At 57.2% G+C, this 15647-nt stretch carries 19 protein-coding genes; 13 read left to right on the forward strand and 6 right to left on the reverse strand.

All coding sequences use genetic code 11. The features are described 5' to 3' along the window. Nucleotides 1–44: 44 nt before the first annotated feature. Nucleotides 45–1316 carry an O-antigen ligase family protein gene (locus RT657_RS12690; protein ID WP_313654871.1) on the reverse strand — a complete coding sequence of 424 codons (1272 nt, stop codon included), beginning with the start codon at nucleotides 1314–1316 and terminating at the stop codon, nucleotides 45–47. Beyond that, nucleotides 1306–2451, reverse strand: a complete 1146-nt coding sequence (locus tag RT657_RS12695) for a glycosyltransferase (protein WP_313654872.1) — start codon at nucleotides 2449–2451, stop codon at nucleotides 1306–1308. Before RT657_RS12695 ends, RT657_RS12690 begins: the two co-directional genes overlap by 11 nt. 211 nt (nucleotides 2452–2662) lie before the next feature. Here RT657_RS12695 and RT657_RS12700 point away from each other — a divergent pair, with 211 nt between their 5' ends. The 6 genes from RT657_RS12700 to ruvX all read left to right on the forward strand — a co-directional run bounded on the left by RT657_RS12700 (nucleotide 2663) and on the right by ruvX (nucleotide 6879). Then, nucleotides 2663–3175 (forward strand): SprT family zinc-dependent metalloprotease, encoded by a 513-nt coding sequence (locus tag RT657_RS12700; protein ID WP_313654873.1) that lies wholly within the window; start codon nucleotides 2663–2665, stop codon nucleotides 3173–3175. Nucleotides 3176–3251: 76 nt separating this feature from the next. Then, entirely contained in the window at nucleotides 3252–3956 is a 705-nt protein-coding gene (gene endA, locus RT657_RS12705; RefSeq protein ID WP_313654875.1) for a deoxyribonuclease I, read from the forward strand. 71 nt (nucleotides 3957–4027) lie between these two features. Beyond that, nucleotides 4028–4759, forward strand: a complete 732-nt coding sequence (rsmE, locus tag RT657_RS12710) for a 16S rRNA (uracil(1498)-N(3))-methyltransferase (RefSeq protein WP_313654876.1) — start codon at nucleotides 4028–4030, stop codon at nucleotides 4757–4759. Nucleotides 4760–4865: 106 nt separating this feature from the next. Beyond that, on the forward strand, nucleotides 4866–5810 hold the full coding sequence (gene gshB, locus RT657_RS12715) for a glutathione synthase (RefSeq protein WP_313654878.1): 945 nt from the start codon (nucleotides 4866–4868) through the stop codon (nucleotides 5808–5810). Nucleotides 5811–5896: 86 nt separating this feature from the next. Then, complete coding sequence (locus RT657_RS12720; protein ID WP_128083906.1) at nucleotides 5897–6460, forward strand: YqgE/AlgH family protein; 564 nt, start codon at nucleotides 5897–5899, stop codon at nucleotides 6458–6460. Then, nucleotides 6460–6879 (forward strand): Holliday junction resolvase RuvX, encoded by a 420-nt coding sequence (gene ruvX, locus RT657_RS12725; protein WP_313654879.1) that lies wholly within the window; start codon nucleotides 6460–6462, stop codon nucleotides 6877–6879. The genes RT657_RS12720 and ruvX overlap by 1 nt, the downstream gene beginning before the upstream one ends. 6 nt (nucleotides 6880–6885) lie before the next feature. Here the strand turns inward: ruvX and RT657_RS12730 are convergent, their stop codons facing one another. Continuing rightward, entirely contained in the window at nucleotides 6886–7878 is a 993-nt protein-coding gene (locus RT657_RS12730) for a type IV pilus twitching motility protein PilT (protein ID WP_313654880.1), read from the reverse strand. 14 nt (nucleotides 7879–7892) lie between these two features. On the opposite strand from RT657_RS12730, the gene RT657_RS12735 reads away from it, so the two are divergent. From RT657_RS12735 to hemW, 4 genes are read left to right on the forward strand one after another with little or no spacing between them, the layout of a single operon-like run. Beyond that, a complete protein-coding gene (locus RT657_RS12735) occupies nucleotides 7893–8600 on the forward strand; it encodes a YggS family pyridoxal phosphate-dependent enzyme (protein ID WP_313654881.1) in 708 nt (235 codons plus the stop codon). A 12-nt stretch (nucleotides 8601–8612) separates the two neighbouring features. Then, nucleotides 8613–9167, forward strand: a complete 555-nt coding sequence (locus tag RT657_RS12740) for a YggT family protein (RefSeq protein ID WP_313654883.1) — start codon at nucleotides 8613–8615, stop codon at nucleotides 9165–9167. Nucleotides 9168–9188: 21 nt separating this feature from the next. Then, nucleotides 9189–9782: an XTP/dITP diphosphatase gene (locus RT657_RS12745; RefSeq protein ID WP_313654884.1), complete on the forward strand. Its 594-nt coding sequence runs from the start codon at nucleotides 9189–9191 to the stop codon at nucleotides 9780–9782. Then, the gene (hemW, locus tag RT657_RS12750; RefSeq protein WP_313654885.1) at nucleotides 9775–10914 is read left to right on the forward strand and encodes a radical SAM family heme chaperone HemW; all 1140 of its coding nucleotides are present in this window, start codon (nucleotides 9775–9777) and stop codon (nucleotides 10912–10914) included. Before RT657_RS12745 ends, hemW begins: the two co-directional genes overlap by 8 nt. A gap of 36 nt (nucleotides 10915–10950) precedes the next feature. On the opposite strand, the gene RT657_RS12755 is transcribed toward hemW, so the two are convergent. The 3 genes from RT657_RS12755 to trmB all read right to left on the reverse strand — a co-directional run bounded on the left by RT657_RS12755 (nucleotide 10951) and on the right by trmB (nucleotide 12816). Further along, nucleotides 10951–11667: a DUF2884 domain-containing protein gene (locus tag RT657_RS12755; protein WP_313654886.1), complete on the reverse strand. Its 717-nt coding sequence runs from the start codon at nucleotides 11665–11667 to the stop codon at nucleotides 10951–10953. A gap of 103 nt (nucleotides 11668–11770) precedes the next feature. Next, on the reverse strand, nucleotides 11771–12097 hold the full coding sequence (locus tag RT657_RS12760; RefSeq protein ID WP_313654887.1) for a YggL family protein: 327 nt from the start codon (nucleotides 12095–12097) through the stop codon (nucleotides 11771–11773). Further along, on the reverse strand, nucleotides 12097–12816 hold the full coding sequence (gene trmB, locus RT657_RS12765) for a tRNA (guanosine(46)-N7)-methyltransferase TrmB (RefSeq protein ID WP_313654888.1): 720 nt from the start codon (nucleotides 12814–12816) through the stop codon (nucleotides 12097–12099). Before trmB ends, RT657_RS12760 begins: the two co-directional genes overlap by 1 nt. Nucleotides 12817–12970: 154 nt before the next feature. Here trmB and mutY point away from each other — a divergent pair, with 154 nt between their 5' ends. The 3 genes from mutY to mltC are packed head-to-tail and all read left to right on the forward strand — an operon-like array spanning nucleotide 12971 to nucleotide 15462. Beyond that, on the forward strand, nucleotides 12971–14056 hold the full coding sequence (gene mutY, locus RT657_RS12770; protein WP_313654889.1) for an A/G-specific adenine glycosylase: 1086 nt from the start codon (nucleotides 12971–12973) through the stop codon (nucleotides 14054–14056). Further along, nucleotides 14056–14328 (forward strand): oxidative damage protection protein, encoded by a 273-nt coding sequence (locus tag RT657_RS12775; RefSeq protein ID WP_313654890.1) that lies wholly within the window; start codon nucleotides 14056–14058, stop codon nucleotides 14326–14328. Before mutY ends, RT657_RS12775 begins: the two co-directional genes overlap by 1 nt. Before the next feature lie 54 nt (nucleotides 14329–14382). Then, nucleotides 14383–15462: a membrane-bound lytic murein transglycosylase MltC gene (gene mltC, locus RT657_RS12780; protein WP_313654892.1), complete on the forward strand. Its 1080-nt coding sequence runs from the start codon at nucleotides 14383–14385 to the stop codon at nucleotides 15460–15462. The last annotated feature ends 185 nt before the right edge of the window (nucleotides 15463–15647 follow it).

Here is a 15647-nt window from a genome sequence, read left to right on the forward strand (position 1 = left end):
CGGGGTTTCTCTGGAAACCCCGCCCTTTTTATTGGTTCAGCGCATCAGGATGAATGCGTCATGCGCGCCACCGGTAAAGCGCGTGGCAGGCAGCAGAGCGCCAGCGCCATAATAAAAATGGTGGCGGTCTGATTATAAGGCAGCACCGAGTCAGTCAGCCCTGAGATAAACAGACCCACAATCGGCAGCGCCACGCCACGCAGATCGCATTTCTTCAGCCCGCCCGCCAGCACGGTCAGATAGAGTAACGCCAGCGACAGTGTTCCCAGCCAGCCCTGCAGCGTCGTGACCTCCAGAAACTCGTTGTGCATGTTGTATTTAACGTTGGTGTAGCCTTCAACATTATGCGGATAATGGGCCATGATGAACTTCCGCGCCTCGGTCGTTCGCGCATCCGGCGTTGCGAAGCCCTCGTGATGCTTAATAAAGTCCATGGCCCCGCCCCAGATGGCCACACGCGCGCCCAGCGAAGTCGAACTGTTCGAACCGTAGTTTTCAATGTCCCGGACGCCTTCTACCCAGCGATTGCTGGTCATCAGAACCAGCACCGCCAGCAGCCCCACCAGTAGCGAGCCGGTTCGCCAGTTGGCGAACAGTGCCAGCCTGTAGGTCTGTAACAGGAACAGCAGCCCTGCCACGACCAGCGCAATCAGGGTGACACGGGTGCCGCACAGATAGAGCAGGGCCAGCGTCGCCCCCAGCGCCACAATATCAGCAACCTTCCAGTAAGCATGCGTCTCAAAGCGGCTCAGCCAGAGCCAGGCGCAGTAGATAAACAGAATCATGTAGGAGGACATAGAGGCCGCTTCAGTGGTGAGCTTGATGCGGACATTCTCCGTGTAGAGATGCTCGTGAATCCCGAAGCCCAGCGTAATCAGCAGCCCCGCCAGCATCAGCAGCCTGCCGATACGCAGTGTGGTTAGCGAGACCCGCTGCCCGTAAATCGCCAGACTGAGCAGGACAAAGGCCCCCAAAAGCAGACGCTTCGCGCCCAGCAGATAGTTCCCGATATTGGTGATAGCGTCGGTCGACGGCGCAGTTTCGACGCCCCTGACGTGAATCGCCCAGAATAAACGAATCAGCGCAAAGAAGATCAGCACCGCAAACAGGAGGAGATAAAAGCGGTTATCTTTAAAGTCCATCCGCCTGCGCGCCACGCCATACAGCACGGCGGCGACGGAGAGATAGGAAACCAGATAGAAAATCTTTTGTGGCAGGCCCGTAACAAACATATTCAGCGACAGCGCCAGGCAGAGCGCAATAACCGAGAAGTTCACCAGCAACGTTAATCCGTTGCGGCCGGTTTTAATCGTCATGTTTAACCTCAGTCAGGCGGTTAAACACACTCATCAGGTGCTTCATATAATTTTCCTCATAAAAACCGGTAATGCTCGCTTTGATAACCTGATGCGCAGGGAAGTGAAAATCCCCGGTCATGGCGTTGAGAATCGCGGCCAGCGCCATGCTGTCATTAGTGGGGTAAAGCTGACCATTCAGACCGTTCTGAATAATCTCCGCCGGCCCGCTGACGCAGTCAGATGAAACACAGTAGACGCCGCGCGACATCGCCTCCAGCAGGATCAGCGGGAAACCCTCAAAGTTAGAGGTCATGATCAGACATGAAACCTGTTTTATGTGGCTGCTGACATAGGCCCAGGCATTCTCCTGCCAGCCATGCCAGGTGATGCGATCCTGAATGCCGAGCTGCGCCACGTAGTCCTGGCACTGTGTCAGATCCTCTCCGTCACCCACAATTTCCAGCGTCCAGGGAACGGTGAGCTGATGCAGGGCATCAAAAAGATCTTTCAGCTGTTTCTGGCGCTGAAAGTGAACCCGGCCAATGTAGAGAAATTTCAGCGCCTGCGGCCTGCCAATTACGACGTCGCTGTGCCTGACGGGATTATGGATCACGTCGACATCGGCAGCCGGTATACCCAAATCCACCAGCTGCTGTTTAATCTGATGACTGATCGCAAAATGGTGATCGGCCCGCCGCAGATAGTGTGGGCGGTAGCGATCCCGTGGAGGGAGATGCATCCAGCTCGACAGGACAATTTTACGTCCGGACAGCCTGATGGCTCGTCGGGCCATTAAAGTGGGAATCGTATTCAGGGTCAGCACGTGGTCGGGCTGATAGCGCCGGAAAAAAGCGGCCATTCTCAGCGTATGAATCAGATTTTTTATCTTCTTATTGCGCAGCGTGCAGACGCTCTCAGCTAAAACGGCGTTGGCGGTCCAGGCGCGGGAGTGGCTCTCTTCACCACTGTTAATAATAAACAGCCCCGCTTCCGTTCCGGCTTCAGCATTCAGAGCAGTAATCAGCTGACAGGTCACATTTTCCATGCCGCCACGGCCAGCCATCAAATCAGTAACCAGTACTATCCGCTGTTTCCTGATGTTCTTATTTTTCATTGCGTTGTCCGTACACTCTGCCATCCGCTTCTTCTTCATCCACTCTGCAGTGAACCTTACAAACAGGATATTCTATAAGAGGCCATAACCCTATTTAATCCGGAAATTTCAGCCAGTCGCCTGGCCTGTTCAGATTGTGTTGCTGTTACAGATTATCTGGCGGGAAACTGGCGGCAAAGTATAGCCATTGTGCCGCCGATTTTCGCGGGCAACATTGAGTTCCGGCGCCGCGGCGACTATTCTGGGCGCCATGAAAACACCCCGACTTCCCATCGCCCTGCAGCAGGCCGTGATGCGCTCGCTGCGTCAGTCGCTTGACCGCGCTAATCAGGCACTGAAGGCCGACTGGCCTGAACCGAAACTGCTCTATCAGCAGCGCGGCACGGCGGCGGGCACGGCCTGGCTCAACGCCTGGGAGATCCGCCTTAATCCGGTGCTGCTGCTGGAAAATCAGCAAGCTTTCATTGATGAGGTGGTGCCGCATGAGCTGGCACATCTGCTGGTCTGGAAGCAGTTCGGTCGTGTTGCCCCGCACGGCAAAGAGTGGAAGTGGATGATGGAGCAGGTGCTGGGCGTACCGGCACGACGTACCCATCAGTTTGAGATCGCCTCCGTGCGCAGCAACACGTTTGCGTATCGCTGTCAGTGTCAGCAGCATCAGCTGACCGTGCGCCGTCATAATCGCGTGCTGCGCAAAGAGAGCGAATATCGCTGCGTACACTGCGGCAGCCTGCTGGTTGCAGGCGAGTTTATCGCGACCTGAGAAGAATCCCCATTCCGCCCTATTCCACATTCTGTTAACCTGCCGCCCTTTTTCGTACTTAGCAGAAATCCGGAATATGTCTCGCATACTCACTCTGGCGCTTGCGCTGCTGTTTGCGCCCGCCGCTGGCGCGCTCAACCTGAATAACTATCACCAGAATAACTTCCAGCAGGCTAAAACCTTCGCTGCAGCGATCAATGCCGATGCGCCAGGGTCTTTCTATTGTGGCTGCAAAATTACGTGGCAGGGGAAAAAAGGCGTTCCCGATCTCAACAGCTGTGGCTATCAGGCCCGCAAGAATGCCAACCGCGCCGCGCGCATTGAATGGGAACATGTGATGCCCGCCTGGGAGTTTGGTCATCAGCGCCAGTGCTGGCAGGCGGGTGGCCGTAAAAACTGCAGTAAAGATCCAGATTATCGCCGCATCGAAACCGACCTGCATAACCTGCAGCCTGCGCTGGGTGAAGTGAATGGCGACCGGGGCAATTTCGCCTACAGTCAGTGGAACGGCAGCGAAAAGCAGTATGGCCAGTGTGAGATGAAGGTCGACTTTAAACTCAAACAGGCTGAGCCGCCTGCACGGGCGCGCGGCGCGATTGCCCGCACTTACTTCTACATGCGCGATCAGTATCATCTGCGTATTTCGCGCCAGCAGACGCAGCTGTTTACGGCCTGGGATAAGCTCTACCCCGTCACAAAATGGGAGTGTGAACGTGACCAGCGCATTGCCAGAGTCCAGGGCAATCACAATCCTTATGTTCAGCAGGCTTGCCAGCGTTAAAATCCCTGCCCTACACTAGCTTTTTTTCTCCATGACGCCGCCGCTGTGCGGCGTCCGGTTTCAGGAACTTTATGCGCATACCTCGCATCTATCACACCGGTCCCCTCAGCATCGGCAGTGAATTTACCCTGGATGAAGATGCATCCAACCATGTCGGCCGGGTGCTTCGGATGACCGCCGGTCAGCGTCTGGAACTCTTTGATGGCACTAATCTGACTTTTGCAGCAGAGATCACGCATGTCGACAAAAAGCGTGTAAAAGTATCGGTCACAGAAAGCCAGCCGGACGATCGCGAGTCACCTCTGCATCTGCATTTAGGTCAGGTGATGTCGCGCGGTGAAAAAATGGAATTCACGATCCAGAAATCGATCGAACTGGGCGTGAATGTCATTACACCCTTGTTTTCCGAGCGCTGTGGCGTAAAGCTTGATGCTGAGCGTCTGGCAAAGAAAATCCAGCAGTGGCAGAAAATTGCGATTGCTGCCTGTGAACAGTGTGGCCGCAATCGCGTGCCGCAGATTCGTGATGCGATGACGCTGGAAGCCTGGTGCGCGGAAGCGGACAGCGGTCTGAAGCTCAACCTGCATCCCCGCGCCAGCCACAGCATCAATACGCTGCCGCAGCCCGTTGAGCGGGTGCGGCTGCTGATTGGTCCTGAAGGCGGGCTCTCTGCGGATGAGATTGCGATGACAGCAGCGCACGGTTTTACTGACATTCTGCTTGGTCCACGGGTGCTGCGAACCGAAACTACTGCGCTGACGGCCATAACGGCACTTCAGGTGAGGTTTGGCGACCTGGGTTAAGCGATACTTTCAGCGGTAGGCGCCCAGGCATCACATTCTGACCTATCGGCCCACTGCAGACCGAACCAGACGAGGCGGCAGAGTCCGCCTTACCGAGGAGATAATAATGATTAAACTTGGCATTGTGATGGACCCGATTTCGTCCATCAACATTAAAAAAGACACCAGCTTCGCCATGCTGCTGGAAGCACAGCGCCGTGGTTATGAAATTCACTACATGGAGATGCACGACCTCTCTATGCGCGGTGGCGTAGCGTCTGCGCGTACCCGTCTGCTGAGCGTCGAGCAGAATCCTGATAACTGGTATCAGTTCGGCAGTGAACAGGTGATCCCGCTGGCCGATCTGAACGTCGTGCTGATGCGTAAAGATCCTCCTTTTGACACCGAGTTCATCTACGCGACCTATATTCTGGAGCGCGCGGAAGAGCTGGGGACGCTGATCGTCAACAAACCGCAGAGCCTGCGTGACTGCAACGAAAAACTCTACACCGCCTGGTTTGCTGAGTTTACGCCTGACACGCTGGTTACCCGCAGCAAGGCGCAGCTGCGCGACTTCTGGCTGGAACATGGCGACATCATCATGAAGCCACTGGATGGCATGGGCGGCGCGTCTATTTTCCGCGTGAAGCAGGATGACCCGAACTTTGGTGTCATCACTGAAACCCTGACCGAACATGGCAGTCGCTTCTGCATGGCGCAGAACTACATTCCAGCGATCAAAGAGGGTGATAAGCGTGTGCTGGTGGTGGACGGCGAACCCGTGCCCTACTGCCTGGCGCGTATCCCGCAGGGCGGCGAAACCCGTGGTAACCTGGCCGCCGGTGGACGCGGTGAAGCGCGCCCGCTCAGCGAAAGCGACTGGGAAATTGCACGCCGCGTAGGTCCGACGCTCAAAGCAAAAGGACTGATTTTTGTCGGTCTCGACATCATCGGTGATAAACTAACTGAAGTTAACGTGACCAGCCCGACCTGCGTACGTGAAATTGAGGCTGCGTTCCCGATCTCCATCACCGGCATGTTGATGGATGCCATTGAGAAACGCCTGGGCTGAGCAAGACGCCGGGGCGAGGCTCCGTGATCAACCCAATACCGGTGCGGCCGTCGCGCGCCGGTTATTTTTTGGTACATCGTGTGAGAATGAATTTACAACATCACTTTTTGATTGCCATGCCTTCATTGCAGGACCCTTTCTTCAAACGTTCCGTGGTCTATCTCTGCGAACATAACGAAGAGGGTGCAATGGGACTCATCATCAATAAGCCCATGGAAAACCTGACGGTTGAAGGTATTCTGAAGAAACTGAAAATCTCCGCTGACGATCGCGACCCGGCGATCCGGCTGGATAAACCGGTCTTTACCGGCGGGCCGCTGGCGGAAGATCGCGGCTTTATTCTGCACTCAGCGCAACGCACGTTTACCTCCAGCATTCGTGTCTCTGATAACACGATCATCACCACGTCCCGTGACGTGCTGGAGTCAATCGGCACGCCTTCTCAGCCTGCCAATGTGCTGGTGGCGCTGGGTTACTGTGCCTGGGAGAAAGATCAGCTGGAGAATGAGTTGATGGAAAACGCCTGGCTGACCACACCTGCGAACAGTAATATCCTGTTCCAGACGCCTGTGTCTGAGCGCTGGCGCGAGGCGGCACGCAGCATTGGCGTCGATATTCACAATATGGCCAGCGACGCCGGACACGCCTGATGTCAACACAGACTCTGTTAGGTTTCGACTTTGGCACCAAAAGTATTGGGGTTGCTGTGGGTCAGCAGCTCACCGGCAGCGCCCGCCCACTGGCGGCGCTGAAAGCGCAGGATGGCACCCCGGACTGGCTGGCGATCGAAAAGCTGCTGAAAGAGTGGCAGCCCGATTTCGTGGTGGTGGGACTGCCGCTGAATATGGATGGCACCGAGCAGCCGCTGACCGCACGCGCCCGTAAGTTCGCTAATCGCCTGCATGGCCGCTTTGGCATCCGGGTTGAGTTGCAGGATGAACGCCTCAGCACGGTAGAAGCGCGGGCTGGCCTCTTCGAGCGTGGCGGCTATCGTGCGCTCAACAAAGGGTCGGTCGATTCACAGTCCGCCGCCATCATTTTGCAGGACTGGTTCGAAAACCATTACTGATCTCCGCTAAATAAGACCGGCGGCCTGCCGCGCCAGACGACTCTGCTCAAACGTCTGCATACCGGCCTGTGCGCCGGTCTGCAACAGCGCAGGGATCTGGTGCATCTTTCCCTCGCGGATCAGATTGGTGATGCCAGGCGTGCCGATAAGGATCTCAAACAGTCCGATGCGCCCGCCCGACGCCGACGGCACCAGACGCTGCGCGATCACGGCTTTCAGGCTGCCCGCCAGCTGGGTTCGCACCAGTGACTTCTCCTCTGCCGGAAAGACATCCACCAGCCGGTCGACCGCCTGCGCCGCACCTCGGGTATGCAGTGTTGCCAGCACCAGATGGCCGGTTTCCGCCGCCGTCAGCGCCTGACGAATCGTTTCGCTATCGCGAAGCTCACCCAGCAGAATAACGTCCGGATCTTCACGCAGCGCCGCCCTGATGCCCAGCGCGAACGACGCGCAGTGCAGGCCGATTTCCCGCTGCTGAATCAGTGACTGCTGGCTCTGATGAATAAACTCAATCGGATCTTCCAGCGTGATGATATGACGCGCCTGCTGGCGGTTCAGCGCATCCACCAGGGCCGCCAGCGTGGTGGATTTTCCGCTGCCCGTCGCGCCGGTCACCAGAATCAGCCCCTCCTCCAGCGTCAGCAGCGCCGGTACGCTCGCGGGCAACTGCAATGCCGCCAGTGTGGGGCAGGTCGTGGCGATAATGCGCAGCGCCAGCGACAGGCCATCGCGCTGCCTGAACAGATTCGCCCGCAAACGCGTGCCGTCCGCCAGGCTCAGGGCAAAATCGATCTGTCCCGCTCGCTTCAGCTGCTGTCGCTGTGAGTCACCAAGCCACTGCGCCATAAACTGCGCTATCCCATCGTCGGTGATCCGGGGCTGCTGCGGCAGGCTTTCCAGCCTGCCCTGCCGCCGCCAGCAGGGCAAATGTCCGCTGCAAAGGTGCAGATCGGCGGCATTATGCTTTACACTAAGCGCCACCATTTCATCCAGATTCATGATGTCTCCTGACTATGACCTCAATCCAGCAGAACCTACAGCAAGTGCGGCAGAGAATCGCCGCCGCAGCCGCGCGTTGCGGCCGTGCTTCAGAAGAAATTACCCTGCTTGCCGTCAGCAAAACCAAACCTGCGAGCGCGGTCGAAGCGGCGTTTGCCGCTGGCCAGACAGCCTTCGGCGAAAATTACGTGCAGGAGGGGGTTGAAAAGGTTCAGGCGCTGGCCGCACATCCTGAGCTGGTGTGGCACTTCATTGGCCCGTTACAGTCCAACAAAAGTCGTCTGGTGGCGGAGAATTTTGCCTGGTGTCATACCATTGACCGTCCACGCATTGCGCAGCGGCTCAATGACCAGCGGCCAGCAACATTGCCTCCCCTGAATGTGTTAATTCAGGTAAATATCAGTGACGAGAACAGCAAATCTGGCATCATGCTGGAGGCCGTTTCCGGGCTGGCAGAGCAGATCGCGGGCCTGCCGCGGCTGCGGCTGCGGGGACTGATGGCTATCCCGGCCGCAGAGAGTGATTACGCGCGGCAGCTGGCGGTATGCCAGCAGATGGCGGAGGCCTTCCGGCAGTTGCAGCAGCAGTATCCAGACATTGATACGCTCTCGCTGGGAATGAGCGATGACATGGAGGCGGCAATCGCCGCAGGCAGTACCATGGTGCGTATCGGCACCGCCATTTTTGGCGCACGAGACTATGCGCACAACTCACAAAAATAACAGAGGAACTTCATGTTAACACTGACGTTTTTAGTAAAAACGCTAATCGATCTTTACGTGATGGTGCTGCTGCTGCGCATCTGGATGCAGTGGTCGCGCTGCGATTTTTATAATCCCCTGGCGCAGTTTGTCGTTAAAGTGACGCAGCCGGTTGTGAAGCCGCTGCGCCGCATCATTCCGGCGCTGGGGCCGATCGATACCGCCTCGCTGCTGCTGGCCTTTGTGCTGACTACCCTGAAATACCCCATCCTGCTGCTGATTCAGGTCGGCGTGTTCTCTGTCGATCCGACTAATCTGCTGGTCGGTCTGCTGTCGCTGCTGAAATCCGCCGGTTATCTGGTCTTCTGGGTCATCATTATCCGCTCGCTGATGAGCTGGATCAGCCAGGGCCGTGGCCCCGTTGACTATCTGCTGGTGCAGTTAACCGAACCGATGATGGCCCCCATTCGCCGTATTCTGCCTGCGATGGGCGGCATCGATTTCTCGGCGATGATCGTCATCCTGGTGCTGTATGCCCTGAACTTTCTCGGCATGGACCTGTTCCCGGGTCTCTGGTATCTGCTGTAAATGAATCAAACTGGAACCGTTATGCAAAAAGTTGTCCTCGCCACCGGCAATCCCGGCAAGGTACGTGAACTGGCGGAGTTACTCTCCGCGTTTGGTCTGGATATCGTCGCTCAGAGTGACCTTGGGGTTGAGTCGGCGGAAGAGACCGGTCTGACCTTTATTGAGAATGCCATTCTCAAGGCGCGTCATGCGGCGCAGGTCACCGGCTTACCGGCGATTGCCGATGATTCGGGCCTGGCCGTGGATGCGCTGGGCGGTGCGCCTGGCATCTACTCGGCGCGCTATGCCGGCGAGGATGCCAGCGATCAGCAGAACCTGGAGAAGCTGCTGCAGGCGCTGGAAAACGTGCCGGACGGTCAGCGTCAGGCGCAGTTTCACTGCGTGCTGGTCTATCTGCGTCATGCGGAAGACCCGACGCCGCTGGTGTTCCACGGCAGCTGGAAGGGTGAGATCACGCGTTCAGCCTCTGGCAACGGTGGCTTTGGCTACGACCCGATTTTCTCTGTTCCGGCGCTGGGTAAAACCGCTGCCGAGCTGAGCAAAGCGGAAAAAGGTGCCGTGTCTCACCGGGGTAAAGCATTGACGCTGTTGCTGGAAGCGATGCGTAATGCCTAATCTGCCGCCACTGAGTCTCTATATCCACATTCCATGGTGCGTACAGAAGTGTCCCTACTGTGATTTTAACTCTCACGCGCTGAAAGACGAGGTGCCGCACGTTGAGTACGTGCAGCACCTGCTGCGCGATCTGGAGATCGACCTGCCACTGATTCATGGCCGTGAAGTGCGCACGATCTTTATTGGCGGCGGTACACCCAGCCTGCTGAGCAGCAGCGCGATGCAGATGCTGATGGATGGCGTACGGGCGCGTCTGAACCTTGCGCCGGATGCGGAAGTAACCATGGAAGCCAACCCCGGCACGGTGGAAGCGGACCGCTTCAGCGCCTATCAGCGCGCCGGTATCAACCGCATTTCGATTGGCGTTCAGAGCTTCAGCCCGCAGAAACTGCAGCGTCTGGGCCGAATTCATGGCCCGGAAGAGGCGGTGCGCGCCGCTGAGCTGGCGGCTTCTTTGTCGCTGCGCAGCTTTAACCTCGACCTGATGCATGGCCTGCCCGATCAGTCGCTGGAAGAGGCGCTCGACGATTTACGCCGGGCGATAGCGCTTAATCCGCCGCATCTCTCCTGGTATCAGCTCACCATCGAGCCCAACACCCTGTTTGGCTCGCGCCCGCCGGTGCTGCCGGATGATGATGCGCTGTGGGATATCTTCGAACAGGGCGACAGGCTGCTGCGTGACGCCGGTTATCAGCAGTATGAAACCTCCGCCTATGCGAAGCCGGGCTACCGCTGTGAACACAACCTCAACTACTGGCGCTTTGGCGACTATCTGGGGATTGGCTGTGGTGCGCATGGCAAGCTGACGCAGCCGGATGGCCGCATCGTCCGCACGGTGAAAACCCGTCATCCGCGTGGCTTTATGCAGGGCAACTACCGCGAAAAGCAGTATGAAGTGGCAGACAGCGACAAGCCGTTTGAATATTTCATGAACCGTTTTCGCCTGCTGGAAGCCGCGCCGCGCGACGAGTTCAGCCGCTACACCGGCTTAGCCGAACAGGCAATCCGTCCGCAGATGGATGCCGCGATCGCTGCCGGTTACGTGCTCGAAACCCCGGCACAGTGGCAGATCACGGAGAAAGGGAAACTGTTCCTGAATTCGCTGCTGGAGCTGTTCTTAGCGGAAGAGTAAGCAGGACGCCTCAGCCCGGCAGGCTGAGGCGTTAACTTAGTTTTTCAGTGCGCCAGCGAGCTGTTTACGCTGGTCTTCCAGGGAGATGACGCGATTGCAGACTTCGTGACCGAAGTTCTGAAAATCCTGCTCCTGTTTGCTCCATTCAGCCTGAATCGACTGCTGCAGACCGCCCAGGTTTCCCATAATCGCCTGCAGCGGGTTACTGCCACCACTGCCCTGCTGACTGCCCATCTCATTCAGACTGTCCTGCATGACGCCGCCCAGCGTCGACTGCACCAGCCGTTCGCCTTCGGCACGCACCTTGTCGATCGCCTGATGATGGAACGTCAGGCCATCTTCGCGATGCTCGATGATGCGGTTCATCTGCTGTTTCAGCTGACCATTAAGGGTCGTCAGACGGTTGCGGACGTTGCTGCCGCTCCCCAGCTTTTCGACGATGACCCGATCCAGTGCCGCACGCCCTTTTTCCAAACGTGACGTCGCCCCGCTGTCAATCCAGGGCAGATCGCGGCGCAGCGCGTTCTGGTAGTCGATGGCTTTCTGACGGCCGGCCGCATCCAACGTGACCCGCTTTCCGTTGAACTGCACATCGCCCTGCGGCGAGATTTCCATATTGCCGTTGGCCCCGACCACCTGCACGCTCTGTGGTTTAATCACCACGTCGTCCTGCGGCTTAACGCTGCATTCATAGGCGGCCTGCGCCTGGGTCGCTGCCACCAGCAGCACAGCAAGAAGCGCTTTACGCATCATATCCACTCCCTAACATCTGGTCTGAAACCGTTCAGAGATCGGGCTCAGCCCGTCGCTGTGTGACTGAAAATCTGGCCCGCGATACGCACCGGGGGCGTGGCTCTTAGTCCCACCAGACGTCAAAGAGTTCCGTCGTCTGCACATCCTGCAGCTTGTGATCTTCCAGCCATTTGCGCACCAGCGCACGATGTTCCTCAGTGCATTTGCCGGTTTTCTGCAGGCAGACCAGACCTTCCCACACCAGATAGCCGCTGCCATCGAAGGCCAGACCGTTAGGATCGATCGCTTCATTGATGAACTGGTTCAGCGTCTCATCAATTTCGTTCTCGCTGGTTCCTTCCGGGAAGCGCCAGGCAACCGAGAAACCCAGCTCCTGAAACTCGTCGATGTGCAGTTTTTTACGTAAACGGCGGCTGCGTTGTGTGGCCATTATTTCACCCTCTCAAACATTAAATCCCATACGCCGTGGCCTAAACGCTGCCCGCGCTGCTCAAACTTGGTCAGTGGACGCGTTTCAGGACGCGGCACGTAATTCTGCTGTTCTGACTGATTGCGATAGCCGTCGATGCTGTTCATCACTTCCAGCATGTGTTCGGCGTAAGCTTCCCAGTCGGTCGCCATGTGGAACACGCCACCCGGTTTCAGCTTGCGCATCACCAGCTCGGCAAAAGGCACCTGAACGATACGGCGTTTGTTGTGACGCGCTTTATGCCAGGGATCGGGGAAGAAGAGCTGAACCATGCGCAGCGAGTTATCCGGAATCATCTTCTCCAGCACTTCCACCGCGTCATGACACATCACCCGCAGGTTCTGCACATCGGCCTCTTTTGCCGAGGCCAGGCAGGCACCGACGCCCGGCGCATGCACCTCAATACCCAGGAAGTTCTGGTGCGGCGTGTTCTGCGCCATGGTCACCAGCGAAGCGCCCATGCCAAAGCCGATCTCCAGCGTCACCGGGGCATCACGGCCAAACAGTTCGGTCAGATCGACGGGCTCTGGCTGATATTCCACGCCCATAACCGGCCACAGGGTATCCAGCGCCTGCTGCTGGCCTTTCGTTAAGCGTCCCTGGCGGCGCACAAAGCTGCGGATCCGGCGCAATGGCCGCCCGTTCTCATCAAATTCTGGGGTGATGACGTCATTAATCATGTAAAAGCCTGCTGGTTAGCCTGTTCCGGGAAACGGGCATTATGCAAAGTTCATAAGCAGAAGCAAGCCTTTGCAATCTTCCGGTTTACACCCAGGTGCGCATGTGCTGGAATTCCTGCCTGAGTGTAGAGTAAACACGGAAAATTTCCTTCTTATGATGCAAGCGCCGCAGTTCGCGCAACAGGTGCTGGACTGGTATCAGCGCTTCGGTCGCAAAACCCTGCCGTGGCAGCTGGAGAAAACGCCTTACAAGGTGTGGCTCTCCGAAGTGATGCTCCAGCAGACCCAGGTTGCCACGGTTATTCCCTATTTTGAACGCTTCATGACGCGTTTCCCCACGGTCACCGATCTGGCTGCGGCACCGCTGGACGAGGTGCTGCATCTCTGGACCGGCCTCGGCTATTACGCCCGTGCGCGTAATCTGCACAAAGCCGCGAAGCAGGTGGTCGAGGTGCATCAGGGCGAGTTTCCGCAGAACTTTGAGGATGTCTCCGCCCTGCCCGGTGTGGGCCGCTCAACGGCAGGCGCCATTCTGTCGCTCTCCCTGGGGCAGCATTTCCCGATTCTGGATGGCAACGTCAAGCGCGTGCTGGCGCGCTGCTACGCCGTCAGCGGCTGGCCGGGTAAAAAAGAGGTCGAGAAGCGGCTGTGGCAGATCAGCGAAGAGGTCACGCCTGCCGAGGGCGTCAGCCAGTTCAATCAGGCGATGATGGATCTGGGGGCGATCGTCTGTACCCGTTCGAAACCCAAATGTGAAATCTGCCCGCTGAACAGCGGCTGCGAAGCTTACGCCAGCAGCAGCTGGGCGAGCTATCCCGGCAAAAAACCTAAGCAGGTGCTGCCCGAGCGCAGTGGCTGGTTCCTGATGATGCAGGATGGCGATGAGGTCTGGCTTGAACAGCGGCCGCCGGTGGGCTTGTGGGGTGGTCTGTTCTGCTTCCCACAGTTTACCTCCGAAGCGGCCATGACCGACTGGCTGGCGGCGCGGGGCATCCATGATAAACCGCAGCAGCTGACTGCCTTTCGTCACACCTTCAGCCATTTCCATCTCGATATCGTTCCGATGTGGCTGGCATGGCCTTCTGCCGGGGCGGCGATGGATGAAGCAGGCGGTCTCTGGTATAACTTAGCGCTGCCACCATCTGTGGGATTAGCCGCACCCGTTGAGCGCCTGTTGCACGAGCTGCGCCATCCCCGACAACTGGCGTTGACCCGTTGCGAGATTAATGAGGAAGAGTAATGAGCCGCACGATTTTTTGTACTTTTTTACAGCGCGACGCAGAAGGACAGGATTTTCAGCTTTACCCGGGCGAGCTGGGTAAGCGCATTTACAACGAGATTTCCAAAGAAGCCTGGCAGCAGTGGATGGCCAAACAGACCATGTTGATCAACGAGAAGAAGCTCAACATGATGAATCCCGAGGATCGTAAAGTGCTGGAGAAGGAGATGGTCAATTTCCTGTTCGAAGGCAAGGACGTTCATATCGAAGGCTATACTCCGCCAGAAGCGTAAACATTCCGGGCCTCTTCACGGAGGCCGGTTATCCAGGTCAGGCTTGCACTCCCAATGAATAAAAAATTAATCGCCTTGTTGGTGATAGCACCACTTTTGGTCTCCTGTTCCGGGTCGAAGCATCAGCAGTCCCACGAAGAGTGGGTAAAAGATACCAATGGCTTTGATATTCTGATGGGACAGTTTGCTCATAATATTGAGAATATCTGGGGTATCAATGAGGTTCTGATTGCCGGCCCGAAAGATTACGTCAAATACAGCGACAACTATTACACCCGCAGCCACATTAACTTCGAAAGCGGTAAGCTGACGATCGAAACGATTTCGGGCACCGACCCGATGGCCAGCCTGCGCCAGGCGATTGTGACCACCCTGTTGATTGGCGAAGATCCGGGTAATGTCGATCTTTACTCTGATGCCAACGACATCGAGATCAGTAAAGAGCCGCTGCTCTATGGTCAGGTGCTGGATAATACCGGTCAGCCGATTCGCTGGCAGGGCCGCGCTGAGGCCTTTGCGGACTATCTGCTCCAGCACAAACTGATGCGCCGTACGTCCGGTCTGCATGTGATTTACTCTGTTTCGATTCCAATGGTGCCGAACCACCTCGACAAGCGTGCGCACAAATATCTGCCGATGGTTCGTAAAGCCGCCGAAGAGTACGGTGTTGATGCGTCACTGATCCTGGCGATTATGCAGACCGAATCGAGCTTTAACCCCTATGCGGTCAGCCATGCCGATGCGCTGGGCCTGATGCAGGTCGTGCAGCATACCGCCGGTGTGGATGTCTTCCGCATGAAAGGCAAATGGGGCAAACCAAGCCGCAGCTATCTGCTGGATCCGGAGAACAATATCGACGCCGGTACAGCCTATCTGGCGCTGTTGCAGCGCAGCTATCTGGGCGGCATTCAGGATCCACTGTCGCGTCGCTATGCGGTGATCACGGCCTATAACGGCGGGGCGGGCAGCGTGCTGCGTGTCTTCTCAAGCGATAAAGATCGGGCGTTTGCGATGATTAACAATATGTCACCGAATAAGGTCTATCAGACCCTGACCAGTCAGCATCCGTCGGCGGAGTCGCGCCGTTATCTCTATAAGGTGAGTACCGCGCAGCGGAGTTACAGAGGGTTCTGATTGGGGTGCTCGCTGCGCGGGAGGAAGTTTGCTGCGCAAATGGGCTGGGCTTCGCCTGGCGGCGGGCTGACGCTGAGCGGGTTTCGTTCGCCTTGCAGTGTTCTACGCGGAGCGGGTTTCGTTCGCCTGACGGGCCGGGCAGTTTCAGGCCTGCTTCTGCAGGCGACCGACAAGGGGGCGCCAGT

This window comes from Pantoea sp. (genome assembly GCF_032114055.1).
Classification (GTDB): Bacteria; Pseudomonadota; Gammaproteobacteria; order Enterobacterales; family Enterobacteriaceae; genus Pantoea.